Annotated in this window: 24 protein-coding genes and 1 tRNA gene; 9 read left to right on the top strand and 16 right to left on the bottom strand. The window is 63.1% G+C overall.

The genetic code is table 11. The features are described from left to right. The first annotated feature begins 82 nt into the window (after window positions 1–82). The 5 genes from EH199_RS10950 to EH199_RS10930 all read left to right on the top strand — a co-directional run bounded on the left by EH199_RS10950 (window position 83) and on the right by EH199_RS10930 (window position 4,182). Window positions 83–1,015, top strand: a complete 933-nt coding sequence (locus EH199_RS10950; protein WP_124809289.1) for an electron transfer flavoprotein subunit alpha/FixB family protein — start codon at window positions 83–85, stop codon at window positions 1,013–1,015. Between the two features lie 431 nt (window positions 1,016–1,446). Continuing rightward, window positions 1,447–2,199, top strand: a complete 753-nt coding sequence (locus tag EH199_RS10945; RefSeq protein WP_124809288.1) for a DUF4158 domain-containing protein — start codon at window positions 1,447–1,449, stop codon at window positions 2,197–2,199. A gap of 187 nt (window positions 2,200–2,386) precedes the next feature. Further along, window positions 2,387–2,725 (top strand): hypothetical protein, encoded by a 339-nt coding sequence (locus EH199_RS10940; protein ID WP_124809287.1) that lies wholly within the window; start codon window positions 2,387–2,389, stop codon window positions 2,723–2,725. Further along, window positions 2,722–3,366, top strand: coding sequence for a hypothetical protein (locus EH199_RS10935; RefSeq protein ID WP_124809286.1), 645 nt, complete (start codon window positions 2,722–2,724; stop codon window positions 3,364–3,366). Before EH199_RS10940 ends, EH199_RS10935 begins: the two co-directional genes overlap by 4 nt. Before the next feature lie 9 nt (window positions 3,367–3,375). Beyond that, on the top strand, window positions 3,376–4,182 hold the full coding sequence (locus EH199_RS10930) for a hypothetical protein (protein WP_124809285.1): 807 nt from the start codon (window positions 3,376–3,378) through the stop codon (window positions 4,180–4,182). 844 nt (window positions 4,183–5,026) lie between these two features. On the opposite strand, the gene EH199_RS10920 is transcribed toward EH199_RS10930, so the two are convergent. Together EH199_RS10920 and EH199_RS10915 are read right to left on the bottom strand one after the other, a co-directional pair. Further along, on the bottom strand, window positions 5,027–5,245 hold the full coding sequence (locus tag EH199_RS10920) for an AlpA family transcriptional regulator (protein WP_124809284.1): 219 nt from the start codon (window positions 5,243–5,245) through the stop codon (window positions 5,027–5,029). Next, window positions 5,238–5,726 carry a hypothetical protein gene (locus EH199_RS10915; RefSeq protein WP_124809283.1) on the bottom strand — a complete coding sequence of 163 codons (489 nt, stop codon included), beginning with the start codon at window positions 5,724–5,726 and terminating at the stop codon, window positions 5,238–5,240. The genes EH199_RS10920 and EH199_RS10915 overlap by 8 nt, the downstream gene beginning before the upstream one ends. 570 nt (window positions 5,727–6,296) lie before the next feature. On the opposite strand from EH199_RS10915, the gene EH199_RS10910 reads away from it, so the two are divergent. After that, a complete protein-coding gene (locus EH199_RS10910) occupies window positions 6,297–6,887 on the top strand; it encodes a lytic transglycosylase domain-containing protein (protein WP_124809312.1) in 591 nt (196 codons plus the stop codon). 60 nt (window positions 6,888–6,947) lie between these two features. Next, window positions 6,948–7,529: a thermonuclease family protein gene (locus tag EH199_RS10905; RefSeq protein WP_223806614.1), complete on the top strand. Its 582-nt coding sequence runs from the start codon at window positions 6,948–6,950 to the stop codon at window positions 7,527–7,529. 190 nt (window positions 7,530–7,719) lie between these two features. Here the strand turns inward: EH199_RS10905 and EH199_RS10895 are convergent, their stop codons facing one another. The 3 genes from EH199_RS10895 to EH199_RS10885 form a co-directional block, all read right to left on the bottom strand. Next, window positions 7,720–8,730, bottom strand: a complete 1,011-nt coding sequence (locus EH199_RS10895) for a hypothetical protein (protein WP_066700013.1) — start codon at window positions 8,728–8,730, stop codon at window positions 7,720–7,722. 122 nt (window positions 8,731–8,852) lie between these two features. Continuing rightward, window positions 8,853–10,076 carry an integrase arm-type DNA-binding domain-containing protein gene (locus EH199_RS10890; protein WP_066700011.1) on the bottom strand — a complete coding sequence of 408 codons (1,224 nt, stop codon included), beginning with the start codon at window positions 10,074–10,076 and terminating at the stop codon, window positions 8,853–8,855. 166 nt (window positions 10,077–10,242) lie between these two features. Beyond that, window positions 10,243–10,329, bottom strand: a tRNA-Leu gene (locus EH199_RS10885). A gap of 204 nt (window positions 10,330–10,533) precedes the next feature. On the opposite strand from EH199_RS10885, the gene EH199_RS10880 reads away from it, so the two are divergent. Continuing rightward, window positions 10,534–11,496, top strand: coding sequence for a complex I NDUFA9 subunit family protein (locus EH199_RS10880; protein ID WP_124809281.1), 963 nt, complete (start codon window positions 10,534–10,536; stop codon window positions 11,494–11,496). A 31-nt stretch (window positions 11,497–11,527) separates the two neighbouring features. Here EH199_RS10880 and EH199_RS10875 read toward each other — a convergent pair whose 3' ends face one another. From EH199_RS10875 to EH199_RS10835, 9 genes are all read right to left on the bottom strand, one after another. Beyond that, a complete protein-coding gene (locus EH199_RS10875) occupies window positions 11,528–12,199 on the bottom strand; it encodes a glutathione S-transferase family protein (protein WP_124809280.1) in 672 nt (223 codons plus the stop codon). A gap of 158 nt (window positions 12,200–12,357) precedes the next feature. After that, window positions 12,358–12,612 (bottom strand): hypothetical protein, encoded by a 255-nt coding sequence (locus EH199_RS10870; protein WP_124809279.1) that lies wholly within the window; start codon window positions 12,610–12,612, stop codon window positions 12,358–12,360. Between the two features lie 16 nt (window positions 12,613–12,628). Next, complete coding sequence (locus EH199_RS10865; protein ID WP_124809310.1) at window positions 12,629–13,072, bottom strand: chemotaxis protein CheW; 444 nt, start codon at window positions 13,070–13,072, stop codon at window positions 12,629–12,631. Window positions 13,073–13,094: 22 nt separating this feature from the next. After that, entirely contained in the window at window positions 13,095–13,466 is a 372-nt protein-coding gene (locus EH199_RS10860; RefSeq protein ID WP_124809278.1) for a response regulator, read from the bottom strand. Between the two features lie 35 nt (window positions 13,467–13,501). Continuing rightward, window positions 13,502–14,053 carry a chemotaxis protein CheD gene (locus EH199_RS10855; RefSeq protein WP_124809277.1) on the bottom strand — a complete coding sequence of 184 codons (552 nt, stop codon included), beginning with the start codon at window positions 14,051–14,053 and terminating at the stop codon, window positions 13,502–13,504. Between the two features lies 1 nt (window position 14,054). After that, on the bottom strand, window positions 14,055–15,101 hold the full coding sequence (cheB, locus tag EH199_RS10850; protein ID WP_124809276.1) for a chemotaxis-specific protein-glutamate methyltransferase CheB: 1,047 nt from the start codon (window positions 15,099–15,101) through the stop codon (window positions 14,055–14,057). Further along, the gene (locus EH199_RS10845; protein WP_124809275.1) at window positions 15,098–15,970 is read right to left on the bottom strand and encodes a protein-glutamate O-methyltransferase CheR; all 873 of its coding nucleotides are present in this window, start codon (window positions 15,968–15,970) and stop codon (window positions 15,098–15,100) included. Before EH199_RS10845 ends, cheB begins: the two co-directional genes overlap by 4 nt. After that, the gene (locus EH199_RS10840; protein WP_124809274.1) at window positions 15,967–18,174 is read right to left on the bottom strand and encodes a chemotaxis protein CheA; all 2,208 of its coding nucleotides are present in this window, start codon (window positions 18,172–18,174) and stop codon (window positions 15,967–15,969) included. The genes EH199_RS10845 and EH199_RS10840 overlap by 4 nt, the downstream gene beginning before the upstream one ends. Then, window positions 18,171–18,431 carry an STAS domain-containing protein gene (locus EH199_RS10835; RefSeq protein WP_124809273.1) on the bottom strand — a complete coding sequence of 87 codons (261 nt, stop codon included), beginning with the start codon at window positions 18,429–18,431 and terminating at the stop codon, window positions 18,171–18,173. The genes EH199_RS10840 and EH199_RS10835 overlap by 4 nt, the downstream gene beginning before the upstream one ends. A gap of 227 nt (window positions 18,432–18,658) precedes the next feature. Here EH199_RS10835 and EH199_RS10830 point away from each other — a divergent pair, with 227 nt between their 5' ends. Continuing rightward, entirely contained in the window at window positions 18,659–19,687 is a 1,029-nt protein-coding gene (locus EH199_RS10830) for a chemotaxis protein CheB (RefSeq protein WP_124809272.1), read from the top strand. A gap of 205 nt (window positions 19,688–19,892) precedes the next feature. Here the strand turns inward: EH199_RS10830 and fliS are convergent, their stop codons facing one another. Next, window positions 19,893–20,273 (bottom strand): flagellar export chaperone FliS, encoded by a 381-nt coding sequence (fliS, locus tag EH199_RS10825; protein WP_124809271.1) that lies wholly within the window; start codon window positions 20,271–20,273, stop codon window positions 19,893–19,895. Beyond that, window positions 20,273–21,739 (bottom strand): flagellar filament capping protein FliD, encoded by a 1,467-nt coding sequence (fliD, locus tag EH199_RS10820; RefSeq protein WP_124809270.1) that lies wholly within the window; start codon window positions 21,737–21,739, stop codon window positions 20,273–20,275. Before fliD ends, fliS begins: the two co-directional genes overlap by 1 nt. Window positions 21,740–21,766: the final 27 nt, after the last annotated feature.

Here is a 21,766-nt window from a genome sequence, read left to right as displayed (position 1 = left end):
CGGCTCGAGCGAAGTCGAGCCACGCTCGCAGTGTCTCGACTTCGCTCGACACGAACGGGGTTGGGTTGAAAGGAATGATACGATGACCAAGGTTCTCGTTCTGGTCGAACACGACAACGCCAGCGTCAAGGACGCCACGCTCGCCGCCGTCACCGCTGCGGGCCAGCTTGGCGAAGTGACCGCGCTGGTCGCCGGCGCCAACTGCGATGGTGCCGCACAGGCCGCCGCGCAGATCGCGGGCGTGGCCAAGGTGCTCAAGGCCGACGACGCCAGCCTCGACAATGCGCTGGCGGAGAACGTCGCCCCGCTCGTCGCAGGCCTGATGGCGGATTACGACGCCTTCGTTGCGCCTGCCACCACCACGGGCAAGAACGTCGCGCCGCGCGTCGCAGCATTGCTCGATGTCATGCAGATCTCGGACATCCTCTCGGTCGAGGGGCCCAGGACCTTCACCCGCCCGATCTACGCCGGCAACGCCATCGCCACGGTCGAGTCCAGCGACGCCAAGCTCGTCATCACCGTGCGCGGCACCGCCTTTGCCAAGGCCGCCACCAGCGGGGGCAATGCCAGCGTCGAGACCGTCAGCGCCACCGCCGACAGCGGCCTCAGCAGCTTCGTCAGCGCCGAGATCGCCAAGAGCGAGCGCCCCGAACTGACCAGCGCCAAGATCATCGTCTCGGGCGGCCGCGCGCTGAAGGATGCGGCCACCTTCGAACAGATCATCACCCCGCTCGCCGACAAGCTCGGCGCTGGCATCGGCGCGAGCCGCGCGGCGGTCGATGCAGGCTACGTGCCCAACGACTACCAGGTCGGCCAGACCGGCAAGATCGTGGCCCCCGAAGTCTACATCGCCGTCGGCATCTCGGGCGCGATCCAGCACTTGGCCGGCATGAAGGACTCCAAGACCATCATCGCCATCAACAAGGACGAGGACGCCCCGATCTTCCAAGTCGCCGACATCGGCCTCGTGGGCGACCTGTTCACCCTGGTCCCGGAACTGACGGGCAAGCTTTGACGCTCCTGCAGAACCGGAAAAGCTGTGAGCAACCTGTCGAGGCAGTCGGTGGCGTCAGCGAACTGGTCGAAGCGACCGATCGGTTCCGGACCGGATTGAGGCAGGCACAGACTCATTCTTAGTAATTGCCAGCGATTACCGCGCGTTCACCGCCGGCTGACCTGCACCCGGAATCTTGGACCGTTCGGAGCTGGAAAATTCCAGTTATGAACGGAGGTCCAGGATACGGAGTGTGTGATGAAGAGATCAAATTTTTCGGAGGCGCAAATATGGGTTCTCGTAGCCATTGTGCAAAAAGTGCCACTAAGCAAGTTGCGGAAATATAAGATTTAACATCGATAGAAATCAGTAAGCCATTGATATTTATTGGCCGCCAGATTTTACGACCTTTTGCCTGCGGTGTGTAGGCTCATCCTAAGGAGGATCGAGTCGTGGGCGCACCACTTCGACAATATCTTGGTGGGGACCGGTTTCCAGACGACTTGACCGATTCTGAAATTGCGCATTTCTTCTCGTTCGCCGAGGATGAGCGGCGAACTGTCAACCGCCGACGTCGTCCATTGTACAGGTTGGGCGTGGCGCTGCAGATCGGTTTCCTGCGGCTCGCCGGAACGCCGCTCAATTCCGTTGAGATGATTCCAACGCGTGTGCTGGCTCATTTGGGCGCTGAACTCGAAATTGCGCCGCCGCACCTGGCTTCGATCCGTGCGCTGTATCGTCGACGGCGCACCCTTTTTGAGCACCAGGAGGTGGCCAAGCGGGCTCTGGGTTTGCGCGACCTCACCGAACATGGCGAACGCGCGCTAAACGGCCATCTGCGACGCGAGGCCGGCGACAAATTCCTGGCGGACGACTTAGAACGAGCTGCGCGTGCATGGATCGCTGACCATCGCTATATCCAACTTCCCTCGCGGCGACTGAGGAGTTCGGCAATAGCCGCCCGGCGCCACCATGATGCGGGGCTGTTGGCCGGCGTCATGACCGCAGTCGGAGCGGAGCAGACGAAGGCCTGGCTGCCGGGACTGTCGGAGACGATAACAACCGGCAAAACGCGGCTCGAATGGCTTCGAGACGGCCCATCCTCTCGTAAGACCAAAGGCCTCGCCGACCATATCGCGAAGATCGATTTCTTGAAAAGCTTGGTGCCGACAAGCTGGACCTCGGCTTGTCGACCGGAATGCTGAAAGCTCAGGCGCGATCGATGTTGTACCGCAAGCCCGCGACGCTCAGGCGGATGCGCGGTGAGCGCAAAATTCTCGAACTGGCGTGCTTCCTGCGACTGCAACTTTTGCGTCTCACCGACGATGGTTTGGGGATGATTGATTACCGGATCGCCGATCTTTGGCGACAAGCCCGGAGGCTCCAGGGTCGGTGTCAGACCGCCTCCTTGCCGGTGAGGCGCTGGACATTCTCGGCGAGGTGGCCGGGAAGAAAGATGCCATCCGGCCGGACGCATTCATCCAAAAGTTCCTCGACTTGATGGACCGTGCGCTGGCTGGGTCGCCTATCGCACGCACCGGCGTTGAATTATCTCCATATCGTCTGCGTGTCAGTTTTGCCGATGCTTCACGACGCGGGGATATCGACTTTTCGTTCAACAGCAAGTCGACCTGGACGGCCGCGCAGGAAGTTGGCGGTCCGGGCCGCACCAAAGGGCTTTACGAGGATGTGCAGAGGCTGATGTCAGCGGATGCAGCGACCAACCCATGACATCCGACACAATCTTTAAACTGCGAAAGCAGGGGCGTTCATCCGAGGCATTGGATGTGGCCAGACAAAATTACGAAGCGAATGCTCGCGATGTCTGGTTTCTGCGCGCATACGCCTGGGTGCTCTATGACCAGATGAAGGATGTGGTGGGGCGCTACGAGACAGGTCATTTGTCCGCCACTGAATTGAACAACCAATTCACGCCATCCATGCGGGAATTTGTCAAGTTCGCAGACCTTCTGCGACGCGATACCGCCTTTTCCCAGATGCTGCGTCTGGCGGGCAAGGTTTCGAAGGACTGGCGCGAGTTTCTCGGATTTGCGCGTTGGGCCGGGACAGATGATTTTTCCGATGATGATCGGCAGCCGTTCGTCAATGACAAAGGCAAAACAATCGACAGCCTGGAACAGCGCTTCCGACGTGCGATCTGCAGAGAAGCTGCAGCACGTCTTGCCGATGGTCAATCGTCTTCCGAGTTGATTGACTGGGGATTGGGCATTCTCGACAAATCATTAGTCGAAAATCCCAGCGATCAGTGGCTAAATTACTACCAGAGCAAAGCTCACCTGGCTCGCGGAGAAGATGAACTTGCGATCAAGCGCTTGGCACCGGTCTTACGGCGCCAGTCCCGCGCCGCTTAGACCTGGGCCTTGCTCGGCGAGATACTCGAGAAGTCACGGCCCGACGATGCGTTGATCTGTTTTGTGTACGCCACTCAACTCGCAAGAGAAGAGCAAGAGGTGGCGAAAATTCGCATCCATCTCGCCCATCGACTTGCGTTGGCAAAGCGCTACGCCGAAGCTGCCCGCCAAACATCGCTTGCGCTTAAATACCGCGAACAGTCAGGGTACAAGATCCCCCAGGAACTGCAGCAGTCAGCAAGCAGCGAGTGGTTTTCGCGCATCAATGGCGATGGCAGCATGCAAGATTTGCCCGATGCGAGTTCGGCGGCAACGGCACTTCTTCGCAGTTTGGATCGCAAGAGCCTTACCTATGTCCAAGGGGTCGTTGATCACGTTAACAAGGACAAGGCGCTCAGCTATATTGCCACGGGCGTAAATTCGGGAATTGCGCTGAAACACGCCAGGTTCCCCCAGATTGCCGACCTCGTAGCAGGGACAACTTTGGAAGTGGGGCGCGCAGAACCCGACGGTCCACCGTTGGACTGGCGGTCCTCACAAGCTGTCGAATTGCCGGGCTTGTGCGAAACAATGTCGGGGCGATTGGAGCGTCACGAAGGCAAGTCCTTCGCCTTCATCCGCACTCCCCGGGATGACATTTTCGTACCGCCTGATTTGGCAGTGATTTTCGCTACAGGGCAAAAATACGACGTTTCTTGCCTTGCGGTTAGACGCGCGGAAAAGACCGGCAAGACCGGCAAGACCGGCAAGACCGGCAAGATCGGTTGGCGTGCCGTGCGGGTCTCATCCGGCCCGAATGAAGCGTCAGTATTATAACGTTTTTTGTGAGCGATCGCACTGATGGCATGCTCAGGCATTGGTGAAAGCGCGAACTCGAGCCTGCAGGTCAACCTTGGCCTGCGAAATCGTGGCGGTGTTGGTCTTGGCTGAGCAGCGCTCTGCTGCTTTGTCGCCCAAGAAGTAGGCAATTCTCTCGGCATTGGCCCCGCTGGGATGCGGCGACCGACCAAGATGCGCCGTTCGTCGAGTAGGCCTTGAGCCGCCAAGGCCTGCATCGCCGTAGCAACTTTTGGACCAAGGGGCACGAGGATAGCGTCAGGCAAGGCGCGCAGTTCCTGACCAGTGTAAGCTTCCAACCAATGACGCAGAGTTGGTGTCTTCACCATATCGGGCGTGCCAGACCAATTCTGTCCGTCGACGAAAACCGGATAGCGAAGAGCCGAGGTAAAGTGGACCAGGTCATTCCGTTCGGACCATAGCGCGGCCGCGGAGGGCAGTCCCAGCCATTTCGCAAGGCCGATGGCGTCGAGCATGCGGATGAGGTTGGTCCGCATGGGTTCGCCCGAGAAGCTGGCAAAAGTCTTGGCGGCAGCCGCCGCCTCTTCGATTGGTCGACCTTGCACCAATGCAGTTCGCGCAGCGCGCAGTGCATTGGTGGCCTGAAACCGGCCCGGTATCATACCAATGATAACGACGCGGGCCGACGGGTTGATGTGATCGAAAGGAGCGTAAATCATCTCTACATGGCGCGCGCCGATGCGTTCGCCAGCCATCTGCAATTTTGGATCAGATTGCGGATGGTTGATTTCGGCATCGCTGAGCTGGGCGAGCACCGGAGCGAATTCCTTGAATATCGTCAGTGACATGGGGGCCTTCAGAATCAGATTTCGCGTTTATTGCAGATCCAATCGTCGATGTCCTCTTGCGCCCACGCGACGGCATATCCACCCAGCTGAACCGGTTTCGGGAACTTCCCTTCAGCCATCCACCGGTAGATCGTGGATCGGCCGAGACCGACGCGATGTTGGACCTCCTTTAGCCGGATGAGACGGGTGATTCGGCGTTGCTCAGTTGAAGCCAATGGTTCTGTTTCAGCCATGACGCCCTCCGAAGCCCGTACCGCCTTCACCCAGCAGTGCATCCTTGCGTTCGAGCTCGTCGATGTGGTCGGAAAGAAGCCTCGCCACCCGGTGGGCTGTTCCCTTGGCCCAACGGGGCTTCACGTCATGGACCTGGTTGCCAAGGACGCGCTCGAGCGCGGAGGGAAGTTCGCCGACCAGTTCCTCGAAGAATTGGGCGATGTCGGTCTGAAGCCACCGGGTTGCCTGGTCGCCGCCGGCCCCCAAGAACAGCAGCAGGTGAGCGTGCGGCGCCATGCCGGATGAGGCGAGGATGCGCAGCGCTTCGCCAAGGCTCGGGCTTCGTTCGCCGCACAGCGTCCGGCGTAGCGCGTCTTTATGAAGGTCTGCCTCACGCGCGATTTCGCAGCGGTTGCGACCGCTCCGTTCGACCGCCGTGTGCAGAAGGTGCGCGAGGTCGCGCCGGGTCTGGCTTTCACCAAGTACGCCCATGTCGATCATTGCTGTTTCTCCTCTGGCTTGAATGATCGACTCACCGGCTATCGGAAGAGGAAGGCTGTAGGAAAACGAAAAGAACATAAAAGGAACATTGAGGAAGGCGCGAATCAGTCGCGCTCAGCGATTCGCGCAGAGACCGACCGCTTCGGCGCAGACTCCGGCCCGGTTCGCGCGATCTTCGGCCAGATCGGCGCTCAAAGAGATCAAGGCAGCGCGATTCCCGGCTCACACACCGGTGGATGTCGCTTTTTGCTTAGTCGGCAGGCCCCAGACGACGGTCGCGATTTCCTACAGGGGCATCGAGGGACCACGAAGAACAGACAGCGAACGGGCCGACCGCTTGCTGCTCCTTCAATCCTCGAAAGGCCTTGCCTCATGAATACCCCTCTCCAGCTTCCCCGGCGCACCCAGCTCAAGGACTACATCCTGCCCGCGCTGGTGGCGCTTGCCGGTGCCGGCGCGGCCTATGCCGGCGCCGACACCACCTTCGATCCCGCGCTCGTCAAGTTCACCTACACCCCCTTGTTCACCATACGTTCCATTTCGATTCGAGGCAATGCGATGAGATGGAAGATGAGCAGATTTGGAATGATCGGGATGCTCCTGGCGGCCGTTCCAGCGGTGCAAGTCTCGGCCCAGCTGGACGCGCCATCCTTTGCGATTTTCGAGCATCGACCAACAGCTGCAATGCCTGAGGCTGTCGAGCCGGCCCTTCCGACTCCGGGCCAGATGAATGTGGGGCCGAGCAAGGCGGCCTTTGAGCCCACCTTTCGCGAGATGATCTATTCGGCAAACGTCCGAGAGGCAGAGCTTCGCTACGCCATTCCCCCGGGCCTATTACAGGCGCTGATCTGGACCGAATCACGGTTCAATCCGATGGCGATCAGCCCTGCCGGCGCGGCGGGGCTGGCACAGTTGATGCCGGGTACGGCTCGCTACCTCGGCGTCACGAACCGGCATGATCCTGTCTCGAGCATTGATGGAGGGGCACGCTACCTACGCGAGATGCTGGACAAGTTCGGGCAGATCCATCTCGCCCTCGCCGCCTACAATGCAGGGCCTGGAGCGGTTTTGCGTGCTGGCGGTATTCCCCGAAACAGCGAGACGCCTGGCTATGTCCGCAGCGTGCTTGAACGATGGCAAGCAATTGGCTCGCGCATATGAAAGGTGTTCGTCTAGGGTTAAAAGAAGAAGCGATTGCTTGAGTGGGGAAGGCCGAGTTTGATGGCTCGAAAGGAAGATCGAGGCACGAAGGATGATAATGTCGTTCGCTTCGATTTCCGGGACAAGCTGAAGAAGCAGCGCGACAAGCGTCGGCGCAAGGAGTGGATGTTGGGATTAGGCGCGTTTTCGATCGTATTTGTTGGCGGGATGCTGGCATTGAATTGGCCGATGTCCGTTCTGACCTCGATCGCATCCTCAGAACTTGCACCTAAGCTTTCGCTGATGGCCGGAAGCACCTCTCCGCGCTTCGATTTGTGCGGAATCACGCGCCACACTTGCGTCGTTGATGGCGACACCTTCTGGCTCGAGGGTGAAAAGATCAGGATTGCAGACATCGATACCCCCGAGATCAGCGAACCCAAGTGTGACGCTGAATACCAGCTTGGGATGAAAGCGACTTACCGGCTTCGCGACCTACTGAACGAAGGCGCTTTCCAGGTCCGGCCGATCGGAAATCGCGATGAAGACCGATTTGGGCGCAAGCTGCGGGTTGTCGTTCGGGGCGGCCGATCACTTGGAGATCAGCTCGTTAGCGAAGGCCTTGCTCGCACCTGGACGGGACAACGCGAACCTTGGTGTTGAACCGTGACCAGGAACTCTGGGCCGTGGCTTTGTGGGTCGAGAAGAACCACGGTGATCAAGGCGCGACCTACATTTCGGGTCAGGTCGAGCGCCTTACGTCTGTAAACGATGACGGTGGTGTCGCCATGTGGCGCGAAGTGGCTGATCGCTTCGAGCGGTTGAGGAGCACCCCGGACGCAGGCCAGGCAAGCTAATCAGAGGGCGCGACGTCCGCTGCCATTCCTACGCTAAGCTTTTCGACGAGCTGCAGCGCCTTTCGTACAACTGACTCCCGGATGACCAAGCGCTGTCCTTCACGGTAGGTCGGGTCTCCGCTCCGTGAAATATAGTCTACATCCACAATGCCTTCGCGGTGCGCCAAGAGATGCCGCTGCTGAAAGATGCGTGTCAGTTCGGTGAGTTCCGAGGTGCTCAGGTGATCGTCAAAGCCCTTTCCGAAGGCCGTTCGCCATAACTGGCTTCCTTCAGGGAGATTCTGGAACGCGTTTCGTCGGACTCTGATTGGATCTGGCTGATGCTGGTAAAGTGCTTCTGCAAAACGCTGGAAAGCCATGACGACGTTTTGAAGGCCTGCTTCGGTGAGCAGGCGAATGGTATTCTCTGACGCATCGGCATCAGAGATCCCGCTCCGGATTGCCGGGATCGCGTCAAGCGAAGCGCGGATTGTTTCGAGCGACTGCCGAAATACTCGTTCGGCGCTGTTGTGTCCGCACGAGGGGCAAAAGAACGCAGAACCGATCACTGCGAAGCGGCAAGAGCATTCCTCGCAAGTCAGCTTGAGTCGCATCGGCTCCGCTGCAGACGCGGGTAGGACAACTTCACGAAAGCCACGATCGACCTTCATTTTCATGGTGATGAAGCTGCCTTTGCGCTGGCGCCGATTGAAGGCGTCAGCATCACGGCGCATCGCCTGGTTGATTTTGCCTTTTACCTGCGCGAGGGCCTGCTCCTGAATTTTCTCGATTTGCTCGGTTGTCCACCATTTCTGAGCATCGGCCGCGTGTCCGCAAAAAGGGCAGAACACCACTTCATCGCGCACGATTTCACGCCAATCTTGATCATGGACCTTGAATTCGAACATGCAGTCGTCGTGAGGACACTCGCGGTCGATGTATCCGTCTTCGTCGACTGCGATATCCGGCGTGACGGTAATCTTCTGCCCGTCCAACTGACGAATGATACGGGATAGCTCATCGAACATGCGGCCCTCCGCGGAATGCAGGGGAAGACTATCGTGTTTTTGTTTTGTTCGCCAGCGTGAGGAATTCGAAACCCACCACAATATCGCTTGCCAGTTTGGAACCGAGCTCCGTCAAACTGAGCTTATCCCTTGGCGAACGCCACATTTATGACCTTACCGCCCTCCCGGATCGTATCGAGGTAGTCGCTCCACCACTGTGCCATGCGGACACGTTCATCCCAGTGCTTGCCACGGTGATAGACGCCGCGAACGGCGTTGCTGTCACCATGAGCCAATCCTCGTTCGATCGCGTCCGGATTCCAGAGGCCGCTCTCGTTCAGCATGGTAGAAGCGGTTGCCCGCAGACCATGAGCGGTGACCTCGTCCTTTGTGAAGCCCATTCGGCGAAAGGCGGCATTCAAGGTGTTCTCACTCATCGGGCGAACAGAAGCACGGGCGGAGGGGAACACATAGCCCTCGGTACCGACCATCTCGGCAAGTTCCTTGAGATACCCGACCACCTGCGTGGACAACGGCACGGCATGAGGACGGCGCGCCTTCATCTTGCCCTCCGGGATGCGCCAGACGCCTTCTTCCAGGTCGATCTCCTTCCAATCGGCATGCCGCAGCTCGCCAGGGCGTACAAAGACATGAGGTGCGATGAGCAGGGCATACCGGGTGATGAAGTTGCCAGTGTAGTCCTGGATCGCACGCAGCAGCCCGCCAAGGTCCTTCGGCTCAAGGATCGCGGCATAGTGCTTTGCCTTGGGCGTGATCAGCGCCCCGCGGAGCATGGTCGTAGGGTCGCCTTTGCAGCGCGTCGTGGCAACCCCATAGCGAAATACACGGCTCGCAAAGGATCGGGTCTTCTTGGCGGTTTCGTGCTTGCCCTTCGCTTCGAGGCGCTTGAGGGGAGCCAGCACCTCGAATGGCTCGATCTCGTCAATCGGACGACTGCCGATGGCATCTGTCAGCTGGTCGAGGAAGAAGTTCGCCTTGATGATCGTCGCATCCGCCCGGCCGTTCTGCACCATCATCTCATCGATGTACTCGCGTGCCACCGCCTCGAATGTCTGGGCGGAAAGGAATTCCGAACGGATCTTCTGCTTGCGCTTCTCCATCGCCGGGTCACCGCCCGACGCGACTTTGACGCGAGCCTCGTAGGCGGCTTGGCGCGCGTCCTTGAGATTGATTTCGGGATAGGAGCCGATCGAGAGCTTCTTCTCCACGGTGCCGATTCGATAGCGAAATCGCCAGAGTCTGCCGCCCGATGGAGAGACCTCGATGTACAATCCGCGATCATCGGCGACCTTGTACGGTTTGTCCTTTGGCTTGAGCGCGCGAAGCCGAGTTTCGGTCAGAGGCATGTGCGGGCCTTTTCCCAATGTGGTTTTTGCAAAAGCCCGCAAAAGGCCCGCAAAAATGTGCGGAACCCCCGAGAAAAGGCGGGACGATCCGGCACGATCCAAGGGCCAATTCCCTTGGATTTCTGCGGGTTTAATACACTTTTTGGGATGTTCCGAGAAGAACAAATGGTGCCCAGAAGAGGACTCGAACCTCCACGCCCTTTCGAGCGCCGCCACCTGAAGACGGTGCGTCTACCAATTCCGCCATCTGGGCACGGAGGTGATGGGCCAGAACGCTCATCGCCGGGTAGGAGCGCGCCGATACGGGATGGATTCGCGGGTGTCAACCGCGACGTGTCGAATGGTGCCGACTCTTTTTCTAGGCCATTGAATTTGGCCATTGCAGCGTGCAAAGGCTTTCGCACGCGCGGCGGGCAATCCGGTCCGCGCACGGCTATTTTCTGGCGGGTTGACGGATATGGGCAAGGGCAGGACGCGCGATCTTGAAGGCAGGCTGGTCACGTTGATCGGCGGCAGCGGCTTTTTCGGCACGCATCTGGCGCAGGAACTGCTGGCACGCGGCGCGCGCCTGCGGATCTGCAGCCGGCATCCGGAAAAGGCGTTTCATCTCAAGCCGCTGGGCAATCTTGGCCAGGTGCAGTTCCTGCGCGTGGATGTGAACAAGCCTGATGCGGTCGCCGCCGCCGTCTTTGGTGCGGACGCGGTCGTGAACCTGGTCGGGGCCTTCAAGGGCGATCTCGACGCGATTCAAGGCGAGGGCGCCGGGCGCATCGCCGCCGCGGCGGCGCAGGCCGGGGCGGGCGCGTTCGTGCATATCTCGGCGCTGGGCGCCGACGCCGGGTCGCCCGTGGCCTACGCGCGGACCAAGGCCGAAGGCGAGGCGGCGGTGCGCGCCGCGTTCCCCGGCGCAACGATCCTGCGCCCGTCGGTGCTGTTTGGCGACGATGACCAGTTCGTCACCATGTTCGGGCGGATCATCGCGGCGTTCCCGGTGGTGCCGGTATTCGGTCCGGATGCGCGGTTGCAGCCGCTGAGCGTGGACGACGCGGCCGAAGCGGTCGGCAACGCGTTGGCGCATCCTGAAGCCCATGCGGGCAAGGTCTATGAACTGGCGGGGCCCGAAGTGATCACGATGGGCGATCTCAACCGCCGGATCGCCCGGGCAGAAGCGCGCGAGCGCACGTTCATCGATCTGCCCGATGGCGTGTCCGGCCTGATCGCGGCTTTCGGCTGGCTGCCCGGCGCACCGCTGACGCGGGATCAGTGGTTGCTGCTCAAGGCGGGTAGTGCCGCGACGGGAACGTTGCCGGGCATCCGCGACTTGGGCGTGCATCCGCGACCGCTGGCGCTGTTCCTGGAGCGGTGGATGGTTCGCTTCCGCAAGCAGGGCCGTTTCGGTTCCAAGCCCCGCGCGGCCTGATTCCGGCCAAGGCAGCGCGTGAACGCCGGGGTCAGGCGTTCACGTCGCCATAGTGCGAGGGCGGCTGGATCACGTCCATGCGTTCGGACAGGAGCGGACGGAAGCTGGGCCGGCTCTTGAACACCGAATACCAGCCGCGCGCCTGTTCGTGCTGTGACCAGTCGATGCCGCCGAGGTAGTCCGCCACCGAAATCTGCGCGGCGGCGGCAAGGTCGGCGAGGCTCATCGTTGCGCCGGCCAGCCAGGGACGGTTGTCGATCAGGTAGTCGATATAGTCGAGATGGGCGTTGGCCAGCCGCATCGCTTCACGCAGCAGGCGGCTGTCCGGCGGCTGGCGGTAGATCAGCCGCTTGCGCATCCGTTCTTCCATCAGCGGGTGCGTTACGTCGGCGAAGAAATTTTCGTCGAATAGCGCCACCAGCCGGCGTATTTCGGCGCGGTTGGCGGCGGTGCCGTTGATCATCGGCGTCTTGTCGACCGTTTCCTCGAAGTATTCGCAGATCGCCCGGCTGTCGACCAGCGTGATCTCGCGCTCCGGATTGTGCAGCACCGGCGTGCGGCCGGCCGGGTTCATGCGCGTGAATTCGTCGCGCTGTTCCCACGGATTTTCGCGCCACAGTTCATAGCCGACACCCTTTTCGCTAAGCAGCAGGCGAACCTTGCGGCTGAACGGGCAAAGGGGAAACTGATAGAGTTGCCACATGGGGACATTCCATGGCGCAGGGCCACGGGCGAAGTCCAGCCGCCATCGGCGGGGTTCCCCACAATTTCGCATCCGCCTGGGGAAGGCAGACGGGCGGCAGACGGTCGGAGCGGGCGGACGCGTCGGCGCGCGCTGCCCGCTCCGGGCAGGTCGAGATGCTATCCGAACAGGCGCAATCTTTCCCGCAGCGCGTCGATGGCGATCTTCTCGATACTGGCGGCCGGGCAATCGGCCGTCAGCAGCGAGGCGAGCGAACGCTGTTTCTGGCCGATCATGTCGATCGCCTGCAGGGTGGTCATGTGGCGGACGACGATATCGGGATCGAGGCAGAGCGACGCGCCGAGCGCTTCGACTTCCTGCGACAGTTCCTCAAGGACGATGGCGATCTGCCGGTGGGTTGCCTCCTGGTTCATCGATATCCTCCATGCGTCAGGCGGCTTCGGCGAGCTGGGCTTCGTTGCTCAGCGCGGCGAGGTTGAGAACCATGACCATGCGTTCGTCGATGGCGGCAAGCCCTTCGAGGAACGGAATGACCGTGTCGTGGCCGGTGCTGGGCGGGGGCGGCTGCAACGCCTCTTCCGGCACGGTGACGATGTCGCTGACGGCATCCACGATCCATCCGCCGATCTGGGCATCCATCTGGGTGACGATGATCGCGTGGCGGGGGGTGGGTTCGGTCGGGTTCCAGCCGAGGCGGGCGGCAAGATCGACCACGGGCAGCACGGTGCCGCGCAGGTTGACCACGCCCGCGACATAGGAAGGCACGCGGGGCAGGCGCGTGGTGGGTGACCAGGCGCGGATCTCGCGGATGGACATGATGTCCAGCCCGAAAACCTGGCCTTCGACTTCGAAAGTGATCAGTTCGCGGATCATCGGCTTGTCTCCCGTCCAGCCATCAGTGGGTGACACGGCGCACCGCCGCGACGAGCTTGGCCGGATCGAACGGCTTCACGATCCACCCGGTCGCGCCGGCGGCGCGGGCGCGCGCCTTCTTCTCGTCCGAACTTTCGGTGGTGAGCACCAGGATCGGGCGATCGCGGTGCCGTTCGCCTTCGCGCAGGCGTTCGATCAGGCCGAAGCCGTCGAGGCGGGGCATGTTGATGTCGGTGATGACGACATCGACTTCGTTGCTTTCCGGCCAATCGAGCGCGGCCATGCCGTCTTCGGCCTGCGCCACGTCGAAGCCGTTCGAGGCAAGGGCGTGGTTGAGCAGGGCACGCATGCTCGGGCTGTCGTCGACGGTCAGGATTCGGGTGGATTTGGTCATGTCGTGGTTCGCTTTCGAGTAAGAGGGGTTTCCTGTCAGAACAGTTCGACGTCGCCCGACGCCTTTTGCGGGCGGGTGGTGGGTTGAACGGGCGGGGCAAGGCGTTCCTCCACCAAGCGGCAGCGGACCTGCCCCGATGCCGGCCGGAAATCGACGCGGCGCGCCTGCGTGCCGCCCAGGTCCTCGCGCATCAGCACGATGCCTTCGCGGGTCAGGAAACCACGGGCGAACTCCGCATTGATCGAACCGATCTTCATCATCGTCCGGTTCACGTTCGCGCCGCCGTAAAGATGCGCCTTCAGCCGGTGCTTCCGCGCGCCCCGGGCCAGCATCTCGTTGACCAGCACTTCCATCAGATAGACGCCGTAGTGAACGTCGATCGCCGCGGACGGGTTCGCACTGGGCGGCTCGGCCAGCAGGAAGTGGTTCATGCCGCCCACGCGCACCTCCGGATCATAGAGGCAGGTGGACACGCAACTGCCCAGGACGGTGGTGAATTCCTCGTCCACGCTGTCGCTGGCGAAGGCCTGACCCTGCATGACCGTTCGCCGCTGCGGATGGGAAACAACAAGAGGTCGATGGTACATGTCAGGCAACCTTGCTGAAAGTATGCCGGGCGATCTGGTCGATCGGCGCGACGATGCTGGCGGCGCCCAGCGCGATGGCGGCCCGGGGCATCCCGAAGACCGCGCAGGTTGCTTCATCCTGCGCGATCGTCAGCGCGCCGGCGCGGGCCATGGAGAGCAGGCCCTTGGCGCCGTCGGCCCCCATGCCGGTCAGCAGGATGCCGATCGCGTCCTTGCCCACCACGTCCGCCGCCGACTGAAACAGGGCGTCCACGCTGGGCCGGTGGCCGGAGATGCGATCGCCCCCGCGCAGTTTGGTGCGCAGGATTTGCGGGCCGCCGATCAGAAGGTGGCGGTCGTTGTCCGGCGGGAAATAGATGTGGCCCGGCCGGAGTGGAAGATCGGGCTGCGCCAGCACCACGTTCGCGGCGCAGGTTTCGTCCAGCGTGCGCGCCACCGCGGCGGTGAACCGCTCGTTGATGTGCTGGACCACCAGCGTGGGCGGGCAATCGGCCGGAAACTCCGAAAGCAACGTGTGCAGGGCTTCCACGCCCCCGGTGGACGAGCCGATGACAATGACCTTGGGCGGCCCCTTTCGGTCCGCCGGAGGCGGGGGAGGGGGCGCGGCGGTGATCGGCGCGGCCGGCGCGGCGTCGTTCGCGAAGCGCACTTTCGCGGCATCGCGCACCAGGCGCGCCAGCTTTCCGCCATCGTCGAGCGGCAGCGTGCCCGAAATCTGGCTCTTGGCGTAACACTCCACCGCGCCCAGCGTGAGCGCGCGGGCGGTGGTTTCGTTGCCCTGCTGGGTCGCACCCGAGACGATGATGACGGGCGTGGGGCGCAGCTTCATGATCTTCTCGAGGAAATCCAGGCCGTTCATGCCGGGCATTTCCACGTCGAGCGTGACCACGTCGGGGTCCAGCTCGCGGATCATCTGGCGGCCTTCGGCGGCGTTCGCGGCAGACGCGACCACCTCGATGTCGCCCTCCCTGGACAGGCGGGTGTGGAGGATAGCGCGCATGGTCGGAGAATCCTCGACGACGACCACGCGGATCGGGCGTTGGCTCATCGTCTGTCTCCCTTGCGATAGATCGTGGGCCCAACGCTGGTAAGGTGTTCCAGCGCCGGCCCGGTCACGCGCTCGCTGTGGCCGATGTAGAGATGCCCGCCCGGCGCCAGCTGCTGTGCGAAGCGGGCCACCAGCCGTTCCTTGGTGGGCGTGTCGAAATAGATCATGACGTTCCGGCAGAAGATGACGTCAAACTCCCCGCGCATGGGCCAGGGGCCTTGCAGGTTGAGCGAGCGGAAACGGACGAGGGCCTGCATTTCCGGCGCGATCGTGGCATCTGTGCCGTCGATCCGGCACCAGGCTTCGCGCAGGCGTTCGGGCACCGGCTTCAGGTCCTCCGCGCGGTAGCGGGCGGCACTGGCCTTGTGCAGCGCGTGGACCGCGATGTCGCTGGACAGCATCCGCACGTCGCGCTGGGCGATCGCCAGCCCGGCGTTCCGTTCGGGGCCGAGCAGGGTCATCAGCAGCGACCACGTTTCCTCGCCGCTGGAGCAGCCGGCGGACCAGATGCGCAGCTTGCCGCCGCGTTCCAGCCGCTTCACGAAGTCCGGCCGCAATTCCTGCGCAAAATGCTCGAAATGATGCGCTTCGCGATAGAAGAACGTGTGGTTCGTGGTGAGGGCGCAGATCGCGCGCGACCGTTCCTCGTTGTCCTCGCGGATGCGCATGACATAGGAGCCGAACGTGGCGCAGCCGGAATCCCGCACCAGGGGGGCCAGGCGCGAATAGACGAGCATGGCCTTGCCCGGCGGCAGGACGAGCCCGGCCTCGCGGTGTGCGATCTCGCTGATGGCGGTGAAATCGTCGTTGTCGTAGATGCCCGGGCTGATCCCGGGCATCGATGGCTCGAACGCGGCGGCGATGTTCATGCGGCCTCCTGCGCCTGCGTCGGCGTCTGCGCGGCGGAGGCGGACAGGCTGCGCGCGACCAGGCCGTCCACGTCGATGATCAGCGCCACGCGCCCGTCGCCGAGGATCGTCGCCCCGGCCACGCCTTCGACGGACCGGTAATGCGTGTCGAGGCTCTTGATCACGACCTGCCGCTGATCGCGGATGGCATCGACCAGCAGCGCCGCGCGGCCCGCGCCTTCGGTTTCCACCACGATCAGCACGCCGTGGTCGGGCGCTTCGGTGGCGCCCACCGCGCCCACGGACGCGTGCAGCGAAATGATCGGGATGAACCGTCCGCGCACGTTGATCATCGCGCGCTGCGTGCCCAAGCCCTTCACCTGCTCGATGTCGGGACGCAGGCTTTCGACCACGTTGGCCAGCGGAATGACCAGCGTCTGGTCGCCCACGTTGACGACCATGCCATCGGAAATGGCCAGTGTCAGCGGCATCGTCAGGATGAACGCCGTGCCCTTGCCGGGTTCGGATTCGATGGTGATGCGGCCGCCCAGATCCTTCACGTTCTGGCGCACCACGTCCATGCCCACGCCGCGGCCGGAGATGTTGGAAACGGTCTGCGCCGTCGAAAAGCCCGGCGCGAAGATCAGCTGGTCGATTTCTTCCTTCGACAGCTGGACATCGGCGGGCACGAGGCCCTTCTCGATCGCCTTGGCCAGCACGCGTTCCCGATCGATGCCGCGTCCGTCGTCCGCAATGCGGATCACGATGCGGCTGGAACGGTGTTCGGCGGAAAGCGTCAGCGTGCCTTCCGGGGATTTCCCGGCGGCCACGCGCTGGTCGGCTTCCTCGATGCCATGGTCCACCGCGTTGCGGATCAGGTGCGTGAGCGGTTCGCCCTGCCGCTCGATCACGGTCTTGTCCAGTTCCGTGCTTTCGCTCGACACGTCCAGCCGCACATGCTTGCCGGTGGACTGGGTCAGTTCGCGCAGGATGCGCGGGACACGGCTGAACACCGAACCGATCGGCTGCGCGCGGATGGACATCGCGCTTTCCTGAATGTCGCGCGTCAGGCTCTCGAGGATGGTCAGCTCCTCGGTCGCGGCCACGCCTTCGCTGACCAGGCGTTGCGCCATCATCGCCTGCGCGATCACCAGTTCCCCGACCGCGTCGATCAGGCGGTCCAGCTTGCCCAGTTCGATGCGGATCGTCTGGTTGGCCGCCGCAGCAGCAGCCGGCGCTGCCGGCGGCGCGGCGGAAGGCGTCTGGCGCGGTGGTTCCCGTACCGCCGCCGAAGCCGGGGCAGGGGCAGGGGTAGGGGCAGGGGGCGCGACGTTGCCGGGCTTCGGCTCGGGCAACTGCACCGGCGGCATGGCAAGGCCCCGCCCGATCACGAGATCGCATTCGTCACCGATGAAATCGAAGATGTCGCGAACGGCGGTTTCGATAACGTCGGCGGGAAAGCTGAAATGCCAGCCGAGATAGCCGGTTTCCGGATCGATCTTGTCGAGCGGCGGGACTGCCGAGATATCGCACAGCTCGCAGCGACCACCCAGTTCGATGGCTTCGCGCAGCATCAGCACCGGTTCGCTGCCGTTGCGCATCGCGCCGGCATGAGGCCGGACGCGCATTTCCCAGCGCTCCTCGGCATCATCGTTCTCGCTGTCAGCTTCGGGCGACGATCCGCCCATTGCCCCGGCGAGATCGTCGAGCATAGCGTCGAGATCGGTGTCGAGATCCGCATCGGGGGCGTCCTGCGCCTCCGGAGCGGGTTCGGGTGCCGGCTTCGCCTTGGCGCTCTTGGCCGGTTTGGTCTTCGGTTGGGGAGCCGGAGCGGCCGTGCCGCCGGCGTTGGCGGCTTGCGCCGCCGTCAGCTCGGCCAGCAAGGCGGTATCTTCCGGCGTCTCGCCGGCGCCCTGCGCGGCGGCCACATGATCGCTCAGCGTATCGAGCGCGCGCAGCAGCAGCTCGATCAGCGGTTCGGTCAGCGGCACGGTGCCATCGCGCACATCCGAAAGCAGCGTCTCGAACGTGTGCGTGAACGCCTGGAGCGCGATGAAGCCGAACGCGCCCGCGCCACCCTTGATCGAATGGACGCCACGGAACACCGCGTTGACGGTATCGTCATCCTGCGTGCCCGCGTGGCAGGCGGCCAGCCCGGTTTCGGCCGCGGCCAGCGATTCCTCGCATTCCGCGAAGAAGATCGCCTGGATTTCCTCGCTGGTCATGCCGCGTCTCCATCGAACAGGTCGGCTTGCAGGCCCGCCAGGCGGGCGATGTCCTGCAGGACGGGCGAGGGGAGAATGGTTGCTCCGCCTTGCGAACGGCGCGCGCTGACCAGCAATTGCAACATGGCCTGCCCGATCTGCGTGCATTCGCGCGCGTCTATGTGCAGCGGGCCTGAACCAAGCGATGCGATCATCGAGGGCAGCACCGCTTCGGCGGCGGCCCGATCGCAGCGCGATGGCAGGGTGATGGTCGGCATCGTGACGGTTCCTTCGCGTGGCGTGCATCCGATCCCGGCGGGCTGGCGGCCCGGCCGTTTTCGCTGGGATGCTTCTTAACCATCGAGGCGCAAAGGCTGCCTTGAGGGGAACCTAGGTTGAGATACCTATCCCCGCGGATGCAATTTGCTTGGTGATAAAGCGTTAAGCCTGTTTGCCGTGAAGGGGTGCCGCCTGGGCACGCCTGCAGGCGAAGGTTTGCAAGCAGATGCACGAAGCGAGAGTTCTTGTCGTTGACGATTCAGCCGCGATGCGCGCGCTGTTTTCGGATATTCTGGACCAGGCGAAGAACGTCCGGGTCGTGGGCGCGGCGGCCAATGCTGCTGAGGCGCGCGACCAGATCGACGCGCTGCGCCCGAACGTGATCACGCTCGACGTCGAAATGCCGGGCATGAGCGGAATCGAGTTCCTTGAAGAAATCATGGAGCACAATCCGCTGCCGGTGGTCATGCTGTCGAGCCTGACGCAGGCGGGCACCGAAACCTCGCTCAAGGCGTTCGAGCTGGGCGCGGTGGAGTGCTTTCCCAAGCCGCTGCGCGCCACGCCGGAACAGTTCAACAAGTCGGTCGGCAAGCTGGGCAAGATTGTGCTGGCGGCCGCCAACAGCAACGTGCGCGATCGCAAGACCGTGCGGGACCAGAAGCAGGTCGATGCCCAGTTCGAATGGAACGGCCGCATCGTGGCGTGCAGTGCCTCGATGGGCGGGATCGACGCGCTCACGACGCTCCTTTCCGATTTCCCGTCCAATTGCCCGCCGACCATCGTCGCCCTCCAGGCGGAGCCGGCCCTCGTCGAAACGTTCATCAAACGGCTGAACACCGACCTGAAGTGCGCGGTGAAGGCGGCGAAGGACGGCGCGGCGCTCAGCCAGGGCACGATCCACATCGCCGCCGATCCCGAATGCCATGTCGTGGTGGAACCGGGTACGCCGCCGCGCATCCGCCTGATCGCGCGCGAACCGATCGAGGGCGCGCGACCTTCCGCCAATCTGCTCTACGGCTCGATCGCGCGTGGCGCGGTTCCCGCAGTGGGCGCGGTGCTGACCGGCATGGGCAGCGATGGCGCGAAGGGACTGAAGCTGTTGCGCGAAGCCGGCTGCGATACCTTCGCGCAGGACCGCAAGACCGCGCTGGTCGCCGAAGCGCCGACGGTCGCCATCGAACTCGATGCCGCCTCGCGCGAGGTGGCGCTGGATGAACTCGCGGCCGCCATGATCGGCTGTTGCAATATTGGTTGAGGCCGGCAGCGGGCGGTGTTGACCCGATGCCGGCACGGCGATCGATCCGGACCGTGCGTCCCATAGCCTTCGGGGACAAGGGGCGGGGCCGGTGCGGGGGATCGTGACCGGCGGACAGATGTGTCCGCGACCGGTCCGGATCGATCAATCCGTCCGCAATCCATGATGAGAGCCTGATCGCAAGCGCGACGAACGGCGGCGGCGTTCAGCCGCGCGCCGCTTGCAGCATGGCCTGACGGATCTCGAGGAAATCCGCGCGGATTGTGGTCAGCCGTTCCGCGTCGAAGTTCACGGCGGAATCAAGCACCGAGCGGCGCGCGGCCTGGTAGAGCTGGATGAGCGCGGGGCCGGTAGGGTTGGCGGTATCCACCCCCATTTCCAGCGCCAGAAGCGAGGACACGGCGCGCGTGAGCGCCGCGCTTTTCGCGGCATTGTCGCCGCGCCCCGCCGCATAGATCGCGCGCGATAGCGAGCCGGTGAACTGTTCCAGGCACAGGTCCACCAGTTGTCGCGGATCGGCGCCGAACACGCGGGCGTCGAAATCGACCCGGCGATAGGCTTCGCTGGGATCCCGGAGATACCGCATCAGCCACTGGAGCTCTTGGAGTTCCAGGCCGAGATCTGCGCCTGCAGGAAGGACAGCGTCGATTTCGACGCGCTAAGCCGCGTGTCGAGCGAGGCGAAGCGGCTGACCATCTGCTGGCGCAGCGTTTCCTGTTGGGCGGCAAGATCGCTCTTGTCGCTCGCGGCCTTGGTCTGCGCCGCCGTCAGGCGGTTGACGGTCCCGGTCAGCGAACTGGGGTCCACTGCCGAGGTGAGGTTGCGCGAAATCTTGTCGAACGAGGCGTAGACGCCATACAGGCCGTTGGTGAACATGGCCGCGGATTCGGAAGGGTAGTTCGCCAGCGTGGCGGACAGGCGGTTCGAATCCAGCGTGAACGTGCCGTCGCGCTGGATCACCAGCCCGAGATCGGACAGCGTCTTGGGTGCGCCGGCGGCGGCGTTGGGCATGATCACCGTGCTGCCAAGCGTCGTCAGCGTGTTCTGCAGCGATCGCGCGCCGGGATCGTTGTTCAACGCACCCGAGTTGGGATCCGTGTCGTTCTTCAGTTCGCCCGCGACCGAGTTCAGCGCGTCGACGAGATCGGACATCGCCGTCGAAATGGCGCTGGTGGGGTCGGAAAAGCCGATGGTCGTGGGCGAGCCGGCATTGGTGCCGGTCAGCTTGAGCGTCAGGCCCGGCGCGGCGTCGGTGATGGTGTTGGACGTGCTCGTGCGCTGCACGCCGTCCAGCTTGAACACCGCGTCGGTCGCGGTGGTGGTCAAGCGCGAAAGATCGCCGGAAGGGGACCAGGCCAAGTTCGACAGGCCCGGATCGGAGGCGTTTTCAGATGCTTCGAGGACGAAGCCGTTGGCCGCGCCATCCTTGCCCTTGAGCACGAGCTGCGCGCCGTTGGAGCCGTTTGCGACATAGGCGGTGACGCCTGCGCTCGAAGCGTTGATCGCCTTTGCCACATCGCTGAGGGTGGCGCCCGCCGGAACGGTGATGTCAACCGCGCTGTGGCTCGTATCCTCGGTGAAGGAGGAGCCGGACACGGTGCCGAACTTCAGCGTCAGCGTGCCCGAACCTACAGTCGAGGTCGACGCGGCATAGACCGGCGAGCTGAGCGTCTGGCTCTTGGCGACCGAAGTCACTTCCAGCGAATAGGTGCCGCTGCCCGAAAGGGTTCCCTTCGTGACGGAGGCCACGCTCGCATTGGTGATGGTCGGCGTCACGGCAAGGTCGCCCGTGCGCACGCGCGTGCCGAGCGACGTGGCCAGCGAGGAGATCATGCTTTTCAGCGTGGACGCGGCCGAGATCTGCGTCGTCAGCTTGTCGTACTTGGTGCTGAGCTGGTCGATCCGGCTCGCGTACTGGGCCGACGAAAGCTGCTCCGCCAGCGACGCCATGTTGATGCCGCTGCCACCGCCGAGGGCCGACAGCAATGTCGACGTGACCGACGAGGATGATGTCGACGAGGTCGTGCTCGAAGTGGATGAGGTCGTAGCCATGACGAAAAGAACGGTCCCTGGGCCGGT

The organism is Novosphingobium sp. LASN5T (assembly GCF_003856955.1).
In the GTDB taxonomy this organism is placed as follows: Bacteria; Pseudomonadota; Alphaproteobacteria; order Sphingomonadales; family Sphingomonadaceae; genus Novosphingobium.
Note: the sequence above shows the minus strand (reverse complement) of the source record. Positions and strands in the feature narration are given on the sequence as shown.

What these genes read in the sequence shown, in the direction of transcription:
- EH199_RS10870 (WP_124809279.1), bottom strand. Translation starts at nt 12,612, where the DNA reads ATGAACCAGGAGGCAACCCACCGGCAGATCGCCATCGTCCTTGAGGAA.
- EH199_RS10875 (WP_124809280.1), bottom strand. Translation starts at nt 12,199, where the DNA reads ATGTGGCAACTCTATCAGTTTCCCCTTTGCCCGTTCAGCCGCAAGGTT.
- EH199_RS10935 (WP_124809286.1), top strand. Translation starts at nt 2,722, where the DNA reads ATGACATCCGACACAATCTTTAAACTGCGAAAGCAGGGGCGTTCATCC.
- fliS (WP_124809271.1), bottom strand. Translation starts at nt 20,273, where the DNA reads ATGCGGTATCTCCGGGATCCCAGCGAAGCCTATCGCCGGGTCGATTTC.
- EH199_RS10855 (WP_124809277.1), bottom strand. Translation starts at nt 14,053, where the DNA reads ATGTACCATCGACCTCTTGTTGTTTCCCATCCGCAGCGGCGAACGGTC.
- EH199_RS10950 (WP_124809289.1), top strand. Translation starts at nt 83, where the DNA reads ATGACCAAGGTTCTCGTTCTGGTCGAACACGACAACGCCAGCGTCAAG.
- EH199_RS10845 (WP_124809275.1), bottom strand. Translation starts at nt 15,970, where the DNA reads ATGAACATCGCCGCCGCGTTCGAGCCATCGATGCCCGGGATCAGCCCG.
- EH199_RS10915 (WP_124809283.1), bottom strand. Translation starts at nt 5,726, where the DNA reads ATGATCGACATGGGCGTACTTGGTGAAAGCCAGACCCGGCGCGACCTC.
- EH199_RS10910 (WP_124809312.1), top strand. Translation starts at nt 6,297, where the DNA reads ATGAGCAGATTTGGAATGATCGGGATGCTCCTGGCGGCCGTTCCAGCG.
- cheB (WP_124809276.1), bottom strand. Translation starts at nt 15,101, where the DNA reads ATGAGCCAACGCCCGATCCGCGTGGTCGTCGTCGAGGATTCTCCGACC.
- EH199_RS10835 (WP_124809273.1), bottom strand. Translation starts at nt 18,431, where the DNA reads ATGCCGACCATCACCCTGCCATCGCGCTGCGATCGGGCCGCCGCCGAA.
- EH199_RS10920 (WP_124809284.1), bottom strand. Translation starts at nt 5,245, where the DNA reads ATGGCTGAAACAGAACCATTGGCTTCAACTGAGCAACGCCGAATCACC.
- EH199_RS10890 (WP_066700011.1), bottom strand. Translation starts at nt 10,076, where the DNA reads ATGCCTCTGACCGAAACTCGGCTTCGCGCGCTCAAGCCAAAGGACAAA.
- EH199_RS10840 (WP_124809274.1), bottom strand. Translation starts at nt 18,174, where the DNA reads ATGACCAGCGAGGAAATCCAGGCGATCTTCTTCGCGGAATGCGAGGAA.
- EH199_RS10880 (WP_124809281.1), top strand. Translation starts at nt 10,534, where the DNA reads ATGGGCAAGGGCAGGACGCGCGATCTTGAAGGCAGGCTGGTCACGTTG.
- EH199_RS10905 (WP_223806614.1), top strand. Translation starts at nt 6,948, where the DNA reads ATGGCTCGAAAGGAAGATCGAGGCACGAAGGATGATAATGTCGTTCGC.
- EH199_RS10865 (WP_124809310.1), bottom strand. Translation starts at nt 13,072, where the DNA reads ATGATCCGCGAACTGATCACTTTCGAAGTCGAAGGCCAGGTTTTCGGG.
- fliD (WP_124809270.1), bottom strand. Translation starts at nt 21,739, where the DNA reads ATGGCTACGACCTCATCCACTTCGAGCACGACCTCGTCGACATCATCC.
- EH199_RS10895 (WP_066700013.1), bottom strand. Translation starts at nt 8,730, where the DNA reads ATGTTCGATGAGCTATCCCGTATCATTCGTCAGTTGGACGGGCAGAAG.
- EH199_RS10860 (WP_124809278.1), bottom strand. Translation starts at nt 13,466, where the DNA reads ATGACCAAATCCACCCGAATCCTGACCGTCGACGACAGCCCGAGCATG.
- EH199_RS10830 (WP_124809272.1), top strand. Translation starts at nt 18,659, where the DNA reads ATGCACGAAGCGAGAGTTCTTGTCGTTGACGATTCAGCCGCGATGCGC.